At 71.4% G+C, this 13,323-nt stretch carries 15 protein-coding genes; 7 read left to right on the top strand and 8 right to left on the bottom strand.

What is annotated here, in order from left to right:
• Positions 1-136: 136 nt before the first annotated feature.
• On the top strand, positions 137-514 hold the full coding sequence (locus ABT006_RS28435) for a hypothetical protein (protein ID WP_350711345.1): 378 nt from the start codon (positions 137-139) through the stop codon (positions 512-514).
• Here ABT006_RS28435 and ABT006_RS28430 read toward each other — a convergent pair whose 3' ends face one another.
• The 5 genes from ABT006_RS28430 to ABT006_RS28410 all read right to left on the bottom strand — a co-directional run bounded on the left by ABT006_RS28430 (position 515) and on the right by ABT006_RS28410 (position 3,906).
• Entirely contained in the window at positions 515-1,441 is a 927-nt protein-coding gene (locus tag ABT006_RS28430; RefSeq protein ID WP_350711343.1) for an aldo/keto reductase, read from the bottom strand.
• Positions 1,442-1,451: 10 nt separating this feature from the next.
• Complete coding sequence (locus tag ABT006_RS28425) at positions 1,452-2,252, bottom strand: Stf0 family sulfotransferase (protein WP_350711341.1); 801 nt, start codon at positions 2,250-2,252, stop codon at positions 1,452-1,454.
• 7 nt (positions 2,253-2,259) lie between these two features.
• Positions 2,260-2,469, bottom strand: coding sequence for a hypothetical protein (locus tag ABT006_RS28420; RefSeq protein WP_350711339.1), 210 nt, complete (start codon positions 2,467-2,469; stop codon positions 2,260-2,262).
• Positions 2,470-2,657: 188 nt separating this feature from the next.
• Positions 2,658-2,840, bottom strand: coding sequence for a transposase family protein (locus tag ABT006_RS28415; protein ID WP_350711446.1), 183 nt, complete (start codon positions 2,838-2,840; stop codon positions 2,658-2,660).
• 79 nt (positions 2,841-2,919) lie between these two features.
• On the bottom strand, positions 2,920-3,906 hold the full coding sequence (locus tag ABT006_RS28410; protein ID WP_350711338.1) for an N-acetylglucosamine kinase: 987 nt from the start codon (positions 3,904-3,906) through the stop codon (positions 2,920-2,922).
• 191 nt (positions 3,907-4,097) lie between these two features.
• Between ABT006_RS28410 and ABT006_RS28405 the strand changes: the two genes are divergently transcribed.
• From ABT006_RS28405 to ABT006_RS28385, 5 genes are read left to right on the top strand one after another with little or no spacing between them, the layout of a single operon-like run.
• Positions 4,098-5,060 (top strand): MurR/RpiR family transcriptional regulator, encoded by a 963-nt coding sequence (locus tag ABT006_RS28405; protein WP_350711336.1) that lies wholly within the window; start codon positions 4,098-4,100, stop codon positions 5,058-5,060.
• Entirely contained in the window at positions 5,057-5,806 is a 750-nt protein-coding gene (locus ABT006_RS28400; RefSeq protein WP_350711334.1) for a sugar isomerase domain-containing protein, read from the top strand. The genes ABT006_RS28405 and ABT006_RS28400 overlap by 4 nt, the downstream gene beginning before the upstream one ends.
• A gap of 27 nt (positions 5,807-5,833) precedes the next feature.
• Positions 5,834-7,270 (top strand): N-acetylglucosamine/diacetylchitobiose ABC transporter substrate-binding protein, encoded by a 1,437-nt coding sequence (gene ngcE / locus ABT006_RS28395; RefSeq protein ID WP_350711332.1) that lies wholly within the window; start codon positions 5,834-5,836, stop codon positions 7,268-7,270.
• A gap of 20 nt (positions 7,271-7,290) precedes the next feature.
• A complete protein-coding gene (locus tag ABT006_RS28390; RefSeq protein WP_350711330.1) occupies positions 7,291-8,199 on the top strand; it encodes a carbohydrate ABC transporter permease in 909 nt (302 codons plus the stop codon).
• Positions 8,199-9,128: a carbohydrate ABC transporter permease gene (locus ABT006_RS28385; RefSeq protein ID WP_350711328.1), complete on the top strand. Its 930-nt coding sequence runs from the start codon at positions 8,199-8,201 to the stop codon at positions 9,126-9,128. The genes ABT006_RS28390 and ABT006_RS28385 overlap by 1 nt, the downstream gene beginning before the upstream one ends.
• A gap of 64 nt (positions 9,129-9,192) precedes the next feature.
• On the opposite strand, the gene ABT006_RS28380 is transcribed toward ABT006_RS28385, so the two are convergent.
• The 3 genes from ABT006_RS28380 to tnpA form a co-directional block, all read right to left on the bottom strand.
• Positions 9,193-10,923 carry an ABC transporter ATP-binding protein gene (locus ABT006_RS28380; protein ID WP_350711326.1) on the bottom strand — a complete coding sequence of 577 codons (1,731 nt, stop codon included), beginning with the start codon at positions 10,921-10,923 and terminating at the stop codon, positions 9,193-9,195.
• Positions 10,920-12,608: an ABC transporter ATP-binding protein gene (locus ABT006_RS28375; RefSeq protein WP_350711444.1), complete on the bottom strand. Its 1,689-nt coding sequence runs from the start codon at positions 12,606-12,608 to the stop codon at positions 10,920-10,922. Before ABT006_RS28375 ends, ABT006_RS28380 begins: the two co-directional genes overlap by 4 nt.
• 189 nt (positions 12,609-12,797) lie before the next feature.
• On the bottom strand, positions 12,798-13,214 hold the full coding sequence (gene tnpA / locus ABT006_RS28370) for an IS200/IS605 family transposase (protein WP_350711324.1): 417 nt from the start codon (positions 13,212-13,214) through the stop codon (positions 12,798-12,800).
• On the opposite strand from tnpA, the gene ABT006_RS28365 reads away from it, so the two are divergent.
• The coding region (locus ABT006_RS28365; RefSeq protein WP_350711443.1) for a helix-turn-helix domain-containing protein at positions 13,195-13,323 on the top strand (129 nt) is incomplete at its 3' end. The two genes, tnpA and ABT006_RS28365, sit on opposite strands and share 20 nt — an antisense overlap.

The following is a 13,323-nucleotide window of genomic DNA, read 5'->3' as shown; positions in this document are numbered from 1 at the left end:
CCTGCCCATGCCGAGACAACCTCTTCCACCTCCCGATCGCCTGCTCGCGGGCATGCACGGCGAGATGGACCACCGAGGGTTCCTCGTCACACATGTGGTCTTCCGGGACGAGGCCGGAGCGCCCGTACTCAAACTCGTGGACACCGAGAAGGCCGTGCGCTGCATGCTGGAGCGGCGGTGTCAGTCATGTGGGCTCGACATCGCCCGTGACGACCTGATCGTCTTCGTTGGATACAGCGCGGATGCGACCTTCAAGGAACCGCCCCTGCACCTCGACTGCGGTGTCTACTCGCTCGGCATGTGCCCGGCCCTCATCACCCGTCATCGCCGCGATCAGCTGCTCGTCGTGGTGTGCCGGGACTACGAGTTCCTACCGAGGAGCGAAGGCAAACCGCCCCGATGCCAGCCGCTGCCCGCGACCGACGAACACGGCCGCGAGGTGCCCCCCGTCGAGTACACCGTCGAGGAACTTCACCGGATGCTCACCGAACGAGCGTCGGGCCGGCACGAGTGATCATCCGATCGGCATCACCGAGCTGGTGAGCAGGTCGGCCACCTCCGCCGGCAGCTCCAAGTCGACGCTGTCGAGCTGGGCCCGCATCTGGCTGGCGTCACGCGCGCCGAGAAGCACACCGGCCACCCCCGGGCGGTCACGAGCCCAGGCCAGCGCCACCTCGGCGCAGCTGCGGCCCAGTGCCCCCGCGACGAGGTCGAGTATCTCGATCGCCGCCGGCACCTCGGGAGCAGACAGAAAGGGCGCAATGAACGGGAAGTATCTGGGATCGGTGCCTCTGGTACCGGGCGGCACACCCCGCTGATACTTCCCCGTCAGAACCCCGCTTGCCAGTGGCGACCACGCCAGCACCCCCGCACCGTACTCACGGGCACGGTCCATGACGGCTTCGGCCGCCCGAACCAGCAGCGAGTACTGAAGCTGCACCCCGCTGATCGGCGTGCCGATCCGCTCCGCGACCGCGAATGCCTCGTCGACCTGGCTGGGCGTGTAGTTACACACTCCCACCGCCCTGGCGCGACCCGAATCACGTGCGACACGTAGCGCCTCGACGCTTGCCAGCAGCGGTGTGGCGTCGCTCCAGGCGTGCAGCTGCCACAGGTCGACGTAGTCCGTACCGAGACGCCGCAGCGACGCGTCGAGTTGGGCCAGCAGGGCCTCGGGAGTGGTGTCCACGCCGTTCGCGGTCACGCCAGCCTTGGTGCTGACGACGACGGCGTCACGTGGCACCAACGTGAGCAACCGGCCGAGGATGCGCTCGGCGTTACCGTCCGCATAGACCGCTGCGGTATCCACGAGCGTGCCCCCCGCGTCGAGGAAGCACCACAACTGCTCCCGTGCGGCGTCCTCGTTGGTCTCGTGGCCCCACGTCCAGGTGCCCAGTCCGTAGCCGGAAACGGCCAATTCGCCAAGGGGCCTCAGTTGCATCCTCTGCCACTCAACCCGACACACCGCAGCGGCGGCGCAGGTCAGCGGGGAGCGCATCGATTACCCCGCTGCTCAGCAGATCGGACCGAAACCGCTGTGCGAGGTCGTCATTGACGGCCGTCCGTTGCCGCACCAGTGGAGATGTCACCACGGACTGTCGGGGAAGGCCGAGGTACTGAAGGACACCGTTGACCGAGCCAGCCAGATCGTCATCCAACTCCTCATAACTGAGGGTGTAGGGTGCCGTGTCGCGCTCGGCGAAGAACGGACTCCACCCGTGCTCGATGGCCGCCAACGCCTGCAGGATGTCCAGGAGAACGGCAAAGTCGTAAGCTGGGGTCCCTGCCACGGCGTCGCGATATTCGTCGTCGTCGGGGTCGCTTGCCTCGGCCCAGCGCACGAACACCTTGGTCACCGAGGCGAGATAGCTGGACACCGTCTGGAGGACAAGGTCGTCCCGGTAGAGGCGAATGAACCGAACATCCTGTCGGCCTTCGAGGACGGCGAGTGGATCGATGCCGAGATTGTCACGCGACCACTCGACCTGATTCCAGTGCAGCTTGAGGGCGAGCACCCCGTCGCTGTTCGCCTCGGCGTGTACTCTGCGTAGATACGCTGACGGGTTGGTCAGCCGCGGCTCGTTCATCGTGGACTGCGGTGCTCGCAGATTCCAGGCGCCGGCCAGGTGGTGGATACGTGCGCGACCAAACCACTCCCGCGGCGAACCGGCGCCCGGAACACGCCCCAAGGCCTCGCAGAGGTAGGTGCTGCCGACGCGCGGAGTAGCGCAGACAACGTAGGTCAGCGACACGGGCGCCCTACTTGATCGCGATGATGCTCGCGGAGATCCCCATGCCGAAGCCGACCTCGACGATGCGGGTTCGCTGGAGGCTCGCGTGCAGCAGCTCTGCCATCCGTGCCATGGGCGGGGTCTCCCACCGCTCCATCACCTTGTAGTGGTCGTCGACGACGAGTTGACCGGCTTCAAGGCGCGAGAGCAGGCGATGCCAGCCTGAATCGGGCTTCACGGCGGCCAGGTTAGCACCATCGCGTTGTCGCCTGGGGCGCCGAGGCCAGCGTCCCGGGCAAGGTCGATGGGTAGTGCCGAACAATTCCGGCCCAGGTTCCACAGATCGGGTGGTCGGCTAACGGACGCCTCGCAATTGGGTGTAGGCGCAGGGTCGTTGCATGGTTACGTAGCTGCTGGTCACGGTGGTTATGAGGGCGTGGGCGGCGGTTGGCATGTCGGGTGGCTTTCGGCGATGTCTCGCCGTTGCGCATCGAGATCATCGATCCAGTCGGCGATCGCGGCGAACGTGGCCGCCGTGGTCATCACCGCGCACACCGCGATCGCGAGCACACTCGTGAAGGGATACCGGACACCACGTGGGTCGGGCATCCGTGCCATGGCCACCAAGGGCCCGTACGTCTCACCTGATGTAGTCGACCGGTCGGGGGAGTGGGTTCGACCGCTGGGCTCAGCGCGTCGGGACGAGCAGGGCGTGCAGGGCCTGCGGGTCCGTCACCTCGGGCAGGTCGCGGGCGGCGAGCCATGCCGCCGCGGCCGCGCCGTCGCCGGCCGAGCACAGCACCGCGTCCGGCCACCGCCGGGCGACCTCGGCCCGGACCGCGGCGGCCAGCGGGGTGTCGCCGGTCAGCAGCCCGCCGCCGAGCACGATCGGCGAGGCGTCGCCGGCCGGGCGGATCCGGGCGGTGCTCTCCGCCAGGTGGGCGGCGGCCTCGTCGATCAGCCCGCGGGCGACCGGCTCGCCGTCGACGGCGGCGGCGACCACCAGGGGCGCGAGCCGGGCCAGCTCCACCGGGGGCCGTCGGGTCACCGCCTGGACCAGCGCGTCGCCGGTGTCCCGGGGTCGGGGCGCCACCTCGGCGGAGCCGAGCAGTTCGGTGAGCACCGCCGTCGCCAGCCGCCCCGGGGCCTGGCCCCGGTCCAGGTCGGACAGCAGCCGGCGGACCGCCTCCCGGCCCAGCCAGAAGCCGGAACCGGCGTCGCCGAGCAGCCAGCCGTGACCGTCGGCGACCCGGTCCAGCCGCAGTTCGTGGACCTGTGCGGCGATCGCGCCGGTGCCGGCGATGACCACGGTGCCCTCGGGGCTCGCGGTGCCCGAGGCGTACGCGACCAGGGCGTCGCCGTGCACGTCGTACGGGCAGCGCAGGCCGGCGTCGCGCCAGGCCCGGTCGAAGGCGTCCCGGCCGGTGGGGTCGGCGAGCAGCCGGCCGGCCCCGGCCAGGCCGATGGTGCCGGCCCGGACCCGGGTGGGGTCGACGTCGGCGAGCGCCTCCCGTAGGGCGGCCAGGAGTTCGCCGGCGGCCCGCTCGGCGCCGTGGCTGGTGGGGTTGCCACCGCCGGCCCGGCCGGTGCCGAGCCGGCGCCCGTCCAGGCTCAGGGCGGCCGCCCGGGTGGACGTACCTCCGACGTCGAGACCGACCACGACGGTGTCGGACATCGGCACCCACCTCCTTGATCAACGCCGCGTTCATGCTGGTCGGCCTGGCGGCGGAGGGCAAGAGCCGGGGCCTGTGGCGGGCTGTGCGCCAGGTAACAGTTTGAAAACTTCGCCCACGGCCTTGACATAGAGGGGCCTTCAGTAAGAACTTTTACCACTAACGGTAAACAATCTTTTCGGAAAGGCGTCCCATGGTTGATCACGAGGTGGACATCTCCGCGGGGACCGCGGTGGTCGACGCCGACGCGGTCGACCGGCGGGCCGCGCTCGGGGTCCCCTCCGACGGTGTGCTGGCGCGGGTCCGGGCCGGCGCGGGCGAGCTGACCGGGGCGCTGCGCCGGGTCGCCGAGCACGTGCTCAGCGACCCGGAGGCGGCCGCCCGGGCGACCATCGTCGAGCTGGCCGAGCGCAGCGGCACCTCCCCGGCCACGATCACCCGGTTCTGCCGGGCGATGGGCTTCGACGGCTACGCCGACCTGCGGCTGGGCATCGCCGCCGAGACCGGGCGGGCCCGCTCGGCGGGCTGGACCGTCGACATCGGACGCGAGATCCAGCCGAGTGACCCGCTCTCCCGGGTGCTCGACCAGATCATGGCCGCCGACACCCGCGCCATGCACGACACCGCCGCGCTGCTCGACCTCGCCGAGGTCGAACGCGCCGCCGTCGCCATCGCCGGGGCGTCCCGGGTGAACATCTTCGGCGCCAGCGGAAGCGCCCTCGTCGGCGAGGAGATGCAGTTCAGCCTGCACCGCATCGGCGTGGCGGCCTGGGCCTGGAACGACGTGCACGAGGGCCTCGCCAGCGCAGCCCTGCTGCGCCAGGGCGACGTGGCACTCGGCATCTCGCACACCGGCCAGACCCGGGAGACCATCGAGATGCTCGCCGAGGCCGGCAGCCGGGGCGCGACCACCGTGGCGCTGACCGGCTTCCCGCGCTCGCCACTGGCCGAGCTGGCCGACATCGTGCTGCTCACCGCCAGCCAGGCCACCACCTTCCGCCCCGACGCGCTCTCGGCCCGGCACCCGCAGCTGGTCGTGCTCGACCTGCTCTACATCGCCGTCGCCCAGCGCACCCACGACCGCGCCCACGCGGCCTTCCGGCGCACCGCCCAGGCCGTCGACGGGCACAAGGCCGCCAAGGGGGCCACCGCATGATCAGCGCCCAGGGGTACGCCGAGGCGGTCCGTCCGGTGCTCGACCGGCTGGTCGACACCAGCGCAGCCGGGATCGGCGCCGCCGCCGACCTGATCACCACCAGCCTGCGCGCCGGCGGGGTGCTCCAGGCGTTCGGCGCCGGCCACTCCGAGGCGTTCGCCGGGGAACTGGTCGCCCGGGCGGGTGGACTCGTGCCCACCAACCGGCTCGCCATCCACGACCTCGTGCTCCACGGCGACGCCCCGCGCGACGTGCTCGCCGATCCGAAGCTGGAGCGTGACCCCGCCATCGCCCACCAGCTCTACGCGCTGGCGGCCCCGCAGCCGCAGGACGTGTTCGTGGTGGCGTCCCAGTCCGGCATCAACGGCTCGGTGGTCGAGCTGGCGGCGCTGGTCACCGACCGCGGCCACCCGCTGATCGCGGTCACCTCGGTCGAGCACACCGCCCGGGTCGCCCCACGGCACCCGTCAGGCCGGCGGCTCGCCGATCTCGCCGACGTCGTGCTGGACAACGGCGCGCCGTACGGCGACGCACTGCTGCCGCTCGAGGGCGGCGGCGCGGTCTGTGCGGTCTCCTCGGTCACCGCGGCGCTGCTGGCGCAGCTGCTGACCGCCGAGGTCGTACGACGGTTCCACCAGGCCGGTGAGGTACCCCCTATCTACCTCTCCGCCAACGTCCCCGGTGGGGACGAGCACAACCACGCCCTCGAGTCGCGGTACGCCGGACGTCTCCGGCGGACCGCCTGACCCGAACACCACCAAGGAGAGACGACGATGTCGATTACCCCCGACAACCCGGCCGACCTGAGCCGCCGGACCGTGCTGCGCCGGGCCGCCGCGGTCGGCCTGCTTGCCACCCCGGCGGCCGGCCTGCTGAGCGCCTGCGCGACCAGCGGTGGCGACGAGAAGAACGAGCCGGTCGCCGGCGGCACCAAGAGCGCCACCAACCCGCTCGGCGTCCCCGAGGACGCCCCGATCGAGGTGGTCATCTTCAACGGCGGCTACGGCGAGAAGTACGCCACCGACGTGCACCAGCCGCTCTACAAGAAGGCGTTCCCGAAGGCCGAGGTCAAGCACCAGTCGACCCAGGCCGTGTCCACGGTGCTCCAGCCGAGGTTCGCCTCGGGCAACCCGCCGGAGTTCGTGAACAACTCCGGCGAGAAGCTGATGGACTTCGGCGCCCTGGTCGCCGACGGCCAGCTCCAGGACCTCACCGAGCTGTGGGACGCCCCGTCGGTCGACGACCCCAGCAAGAAGGTCCGCGACACGGTGGTGCCGGGCACCGTCGAGGCCGGGTCGTTCAACGGCAAGCCGTACGTCCTGTACTACGTCTCCACCGTCTTCGGCATCTGGTACTCCGGCAAGCTGTTCAAGGACAACGGCTGGGCCCCGGCGAAGAACTGGGGCGAGTTCACCGCGCTGCTCGACCAGATCAAGGCCAAGGGCATCACGCCGTACGGCTACGCCGGCGCGAACGCGGCCTACTACCAGTGGAACGTGATCCTCACCCACGCGGCGAAGATCGGCGGCACGGACGTGCTGAAGAACATCGACAACCTGGAGGACGGCGCCTGGCAGCAGGACGCGGTCAAGCAGGCCGCCGAGGCGTGGGCCGAGATCGGCGCCAAGTACGTCGACAAGAGCTTCGAGGGGCTCAAGCACACCGACGTGCAGCTGCGGCAGAACCAGTACAAGCTGGCGCTCTACCCCAGCGGCGACTGGCTGGAGGGCGAGCAGAAGAAGGACACCCCGAACGGCTTCGAGTACCAGCTGATGCCGGTGCCGAGCCTGTCCGCCTCCGACAAGCTGCCGGCGACGGCGCTGCGGGCGACCGCAGGTGAGGGCTACTTCGTCTCGGCCAGGAGCAAGAACCCCAAGGGCGGCCTGGAGTACATGCGCCAGATGCTCTCGGTGGCCGGCGCGAAGGGCTTCACCGAGGTGGTCAAGGCCCCGACGGTGGTGACCGCCGGCTCGGAGGGCTACGCCTTCCCGCCGGGTGTGGCCAGCTCGCAGGCCGCGCTCAAGGCCGCCGGCCAGGACGTGTTCAACCTGTACTTCGACGGCTGGTACAAGGAGCTCGACACGGAGGCGCGCACGGCCACCAACGAGCTGATGTTCGGCCGGATCAAGGCCGACGCCTTCGTGGAGCGGATCCAGAAGCGCGCCGACGCGATCAAGAAGGACAGCTCCGTCACCAAGTTCAAGCGCTGATCGAACGGAGCGTAGGGGTCATGCGGCACGGCAAGTATCCGTTCGTGATCGGGTTCCTTTTCATCCCGGTCACGCTGTACGTGGTCTTCGTCATCGCGCCGTACGCGCAGGCGTTCCAGATCTCGATGACCAACTGGCGGGGCCTCTCCGCCCCGCAGTGGGTGGGCTTCGACAACTTCCGGAGGTTGTTCGACGACGACAACTTCTGGAAGGCGGTCCAGCACCACGGCGTACTGCTGCTTGCCCTGCCGCTGATCACCATCGCCATCGCGCTGTTCTTCTCGTTCCTGCTCAACGTGGGCGGCAAGAGCAGCGGCGGGCAGCGCCAGGGGGTCTGGGGGTCGAAGTTCTACCGGGTGGTGTTCTTCTTCCCCCAGGTCCTGGCGGTGGCCATCATCGCGGTGCTGTTCCAGACGGTCTACCGGCCCAACGAGTCCGGCCTGATCAACGGCGTGCTGATGAAGCTCGGCTTCGACCCGGTGCTCTTCCTGGTCCGGCCGAACCTGGCCCTCTGGTCGATCCTCGCGGTGCTGGTCTGGCAGGCGGTCGGCTTCTACGTGGTGCTCTTCTCGGCGGGCATGGCCTCCATCCCCGGCGAGATCTACGAGGCCGCCGAGATCGACGGGGCGAGCCGGGTGACGCTCTTCTTCCGGGTCACCCTGCCGCTGCTCTGGGACACCCTCCAGGTCGCCTGGGTCTACCTGGGCATCGCCGCGTTCGACGCGTTCGCCATCGTCTCCGTGCTCTCGGTGGACGGCGGCGGCCCGGACGGCGCGACCACCGTGCTGGCCATGGAGATCTACCGAAACGCCTTCGTCTACTCGAAGTACGGCTACGCCTCGGCCATGGGCGTGGCGCTGTTCTTCCTCACCATCACGTTCGCGGCGTTGACGCTGCGGCTGACCAAGCGGGAAAGCGTGGAGTACTGATGAACCCGCAGACGACGCTGCCGCCGACACCGGCGGCGCTACCGCCGAAGACCGTCAAGCCGGGCGCCGCGGGTGGGCGCGGGCGCGGGGGCCGACGCTCGGAGGCCCGCCTGTTCGCCGGCCTCGGGCACGTGGCGCTCGCGGTCTGGGCGGTGATCGTGATCGTGCCGATCCTCTGGACCTTCCTCGCCTCGTTCAAGAACACCACGGAGATCTTCAGCAGCCCGTGGACGCTCCCGGCGGAGCTGCGGTTCGAGAACTACGCCCGGGCGTGGAACAAGGCGAACGTCGGCCGCTACTTCCTCAACAGCGTGATCGTGGTGACGTGCAGCACCGTCGGCACCATGCTGTTCGGCTCGATGGCCGCGTACGTGCTGGCGCGCTACAAGTTCTGGGGCAACCGGGCGATCTACTACCTGTTCGTCTCGGGGCTGGCCTTCCCGGTCTTCCTGGCCCTGGTGCCGCTCTTCTTCGTGGTGAAGAACCTGGGGCTGCTGGACACCCACACCGGGCTGGTGCTGGTCTACATCGCCTACTCGCTGCCGTTCACGGTCTTCTTCCTGGCCGCGTTCTTCAAGACGCTGCCGGCGTCGGTCGCCGAGGCGGGGATGATCGACGGCTGCTCGCACACCCGGCTGTTCTTCCAGGTGATGCTGCCGATGGCCAAGCCGGGCCTGATCAGCGTGGGGATCTTCAACATCATCGGCCAGTGGGCGCAGTACCAGTTGCCGCTCGTGCTGCTCTCCAACGCCAAGGACAAGTGGGTGCTCACCCAGGGCATCGCGGACATCTCGGTCAACGCCGGATACGAGGCCGACTGGTCCGGCCTTTTCGCCGCCCTGACCATCGCCATCCTCCCCATGATCGTCGTCTACGCGATCTTCCAGCGGCAGATCCAGTCCGGCCTCACCTCCGGCGCCGTGAAGTGACCTGACCCGGGCGGTCGACGCGGCGCCCGCCGACGTCGACCGCCCGGCCCCGACGGGGCCGACGTCAGGGATGCCAGGAGCGCCAAAGAGCGGCGTACGGGCCGCCGGCGCGGATCAGCTCGTCGTGGCTGCCGAGCTCGGTGATCCGGCCGCCCTCCAGCACCGCCACCCGGTCGGCGTCGTGCGCGGTGTTGAGCCGGTGCGCGATGGCGATCACGGTCCGCCCGGTGAGCAGGGCGGCCAGGGCCTGCTCGGTGCGCCGCGCCGTGGTCGGGTCGAGGGCGGCGGTGGCCTCGTCGAGGATCAGCGTGTGCGGGTCGGCGAGCACCAGCCGGGCCAGCGCGAGCTGCTGGGCCTCGGCCGCGCCGAGCGGGTACGCGCCGTCGCCGAGGCGGGTGTCGAGGCCGTCGGGCAGCCGGGTGCACCAGTCGGCGCCGACGGTGGCCAGCACCGCGCGCATCCGCTCGTCGGTGGCCTCCGGGGCGGCGAAGGCGAGATTGTCGCGCAGCGTACCGATGAAGACGTGGTGCTCCTGGGTGACCAGTGCGACGCGTCGCCGCCGCTCGGCCGGGTCCAGGTCGGTGACAGGGCAGCCGCCGACGGTGACCTGCCCTTCCCGGGGCGGGTCGATGCCGGCGAGCAGCCGGGCCAGGGTGGACTTTCCGGCCCCCGACGGCCCCACGACCGCCAGCCGCTCGCCGGGGCGCACCGCCAGGTCGATGCCGTGCAGCACGTCGGGCCCCTCCGCGTACCCGAACCGGGCGCCGCGCACGACCAGCCGTTCGTCGGCCGGCGCGGCGGCCCGGCCGGGCGGCTCCGGTGGCACCTCGCCGACGCCGAGCACCCGGGCGAACGAGGCGAAGCCGCGCTGCGCCTGCTCCGTCCACTGCAGGATCCGGTCCAGCGGGTCGATCGCCTGTTGCAGGTAGAGCGCCGCGGCGACCACCGCGCCGAGCGACACCTCGCCCCGGGTGAGCAGGACGCCACCGGCCAGCAGCACCGCCGCGACGGGCAGCGGGTAGCTGGCCTCGATCGTGGGAAAGAAGACGGAACGCAGCGCGAGGGTGGCCCGCCGCGCCGACCACACCCGGGCGATGCGCGCGTCGCCGTGCCCGACCCGCTCGTCGGCGAGGCGGAACGCCTCGACCGTACGGGCGCCCTCGGCGGTGCTGGTCAGCGTCTCGGTCAGCTCGGCGGCGGCCGCCCCCTCGGCCAGGTAGGCGGGGCTGGCCCGCCGCAGGTACCAGCGGGTCACCGCCACGATCGTCGGCAGCCCGGCCAGCGCGGCCACCCCGAGCACCGGGTGCAGCAGGAAGACCGCCCCGAACAGCAGCGCCAGCTGCACCGAGGCGATGACGATGGTGGGCACCACGTCCCGGACCGTGATGCCGACGGTGGCCACGTCGACGGAGCTGCGGGTGGCCAGCTCCCCGGACCCGGCCCGTTCGACGACGGCGACGGGGAGGTTCAGCGTCCGGTCGACGAACTCCTCGCGCAGCCGGGCCACGGCCCGCTCGCCGAAGCGGTGACCGGCGTACTGCGCGAAGCGCGACAGCAGCGTCTGCACCAGCACGCAGGCCACGATCGCCAGGGCGAGCCGGTCGACGGTGCCGACGCCCGTCCCGGCCGAGACCCGGTCGACGACGGCGCCGAGCAGCCACGGCGGGGCGAGCCCCGCGACCGTGGCCGCGACGTGCAGCGCCAGCACGGCTGCGACGGCGCGCCGGTCCCGGCTGATCAGCTCCCGCGTCGCCCGGCGTACGGCGGCCCGGTCGGCCACCGGCAGCCCGTTCACCGCGGCACCGGCTCGGCGTCGGCGTCGTCGCGCGCCACCAGCCGCCGGTAGCCCGGGTCCGCCTCCAGCAGGTCGGCGTGTCCGCCGGCGCCGACGACCCGCCCCGCGTCCAGGTGTGCGACCCGGTCGGCCCGCGCGAGCAGCAGCGGCGAGGTGGTGAACACGACGGTGGTACGGCCGGCCCGGGCCTCCCGCAGCCGCGCGGCGATGCGGGCCTCGGTGTGCGCGTCCACCGCCGAGGTCGGCTCGACGAGGATCAGCACCTCCGGGTCGGCGAGCAGGGCCCGGGCCAGCCGCACCCGTTGCCGCTGCCCGCCGGAGAGGGAACGGGCCCGGGTGTCCAGCGGGGTGTCGAGCCCGCGCGGCAGCGCGTCGACCACGTCCTCGGCCGACGCGGCGTGCAGGGCGGCGCCGATCCGCTCGTCGTCGGCGTGCGGGCGGGCCCCGCGCAGCGTCTCCCGCAGCGTCCCGGCGAACAGGTACGCGTCGTGGTCGGCGAGCAGGATACGGGCCCGCACCTCGTCGAGTCCGACACCGGTCAGCGGTGCCCCGCCCCAGGTCACGTCGCCGACGACGTACCGGCCGAGCCGGTCGGCCAGCGCGACGGCGTCGGCCGGGTCGGTGGCGGCGACCGCGGTGAACCGGCCGGCGGGCACGGTCAACCCGCTCGCCGGGTCGTGCAGGTCGGCGGGGCCGTCCGGGGCGGCGGCCCGCGTCGGCCGTCGGGCGTCGGGAACCGGTGCCGCGCCCGGAGAGGACGGCAGGGGGCGCGGGCCGCCGACACCGTCCGGCGTCACGGCGAGCAGGGCGATGATCCGACGGGCGGCGACCCGGCCCCGGATCAGCAGGTGGCTGCCCTCGAGCAGGAACCAGACCGGCACGATGAGCGTGGCGACGTAGCCGTAGACGGCGACCAGCTCCCCGACGCTGATCTCGCCGGTCACCGCCATCCGGGCCGCCAGCCACACCACCGCGGCGAGGAACAGCCCAGGGACGGCGACCGTGGCCGCGTCGATCCAGCTGTTCACCGCCCCCACCCGGTAGCCCTCGGCGAGCAGGTCCCGGGACCGGGCGGCGTACCGGCGGGCGAACAGGCCCCGGCCGCCCACCCCGGCGAGCACCCGCAGCCCGGCCACGATGTCGCCGGAGCGGGCGGTCAGCTCGCCCTGCTGCTGCCGGTAGGTCGACTCCACCCGGTCCAGCCGGCGCAGCAGGGGCGCGACGACCAGGCCGACCGCCGGCACGCCCACCAGCACGCAAAGCGCGAGCAGGGGTGAGATCGACCAGAGCACGACGGCGACGACCGCGTACGCGACCACCGCACCGACGCCGGGTCCCGTGATCGTCAGCACCTGCGCCGCCCGGTCGACGTCAGCGCCGCCGACCGTGGCCACCTCGCCCGCCGCGCTGCGGCGGGGCAGCACCGCGCCGACCCGGGACAGGTGGCGCAGCACCACGGCGGCCGACCTGGCTTTCGCGTCCTCCCGGATGAAGGTCATCGTGCGGTGCCGCATGATGCCCAGGTAGGCCAGCGCCACGCCGGCGACGACGATCGCCGCCACCCACAGGGCCAGGGCCCGGGTGTCGCCGGGACGCAGCCCGTCGTCCACGGCCCGGGAGATCAGGTAGGGCCGGACCGACAGCCCGGTCATCCAGGCCGTGCCGAGCAGGGCGCCGCGCAGCACCCGCCACGGCTGGCAGCGGGTCAGCCACCACAGGTACCGCAACGGCCCCCTCGTATCCGGAATCCCGGGGTCGGGATGGGGGATCTGCGGTGGCACCCGCCCACGCTACCGGAATGCGGGCCAGTGCTCCGCCCTTCAGGGCGGGGGTGAAGGCCCGCGCTGGGAGGGCCGTCAGGCCCGAGCAGTGCCTTAGGCCGGATGGTTCTGCTGCTCGATGTACTGCTTCACGACACTCAGCGGTGCCCCTGCGACGGAGCCCGCGAAGTACGAGCCGGACCAGAGTTTGTTGGCCCGGTAGTAGTGGCGTACGAGGTCGGGGAACTCCTGCCGCAGGCGGCGCGACGACACGCCTTTGAGGCTGTTGACCAGCCGGGCCACGGCCACTTTGGGCGGGTAGTTGACCAGCAGATGCACGTGGTTGTTCTCGCCGTTGAACTCGACCAGCTCGGCCTCGAAGTCGCGGCACACGTCTCGCATGATCTGTTCCATCCGGGACAGGTGCCGGTCGCCGAACACCTTGTGCCGGAACTTCGTCACGAAGACCAAGTGAACATGCATCGCAAAAATACAGTGTCTACCAGTGCGGATGCCTTCAGGTTCTGCCATAAACCAATATGGTGCGGTGCTTTTCGTGCAGCTCCGTTACCAGTTCCGCGTCTATCCGACGCCGGGCCAGCAGATTGAGCTGGCTCGGGCGTTCGGGTGTGCGCGGGTG

Source organism: Micromonospora sp. NPDC002717, assembly GCF_040295705.1.
Taxonomy (GTDB): Bacteria; Actinomycetota; Actinomycetes; order Mycobacteriales; family Micromonosporaceae; genus Micromonospora.
The sequence above is the reverse complement of the archived record's forward strand: the minus strand, read 5'-3'. Positions and strand labels throughout refer to the sequence as shown.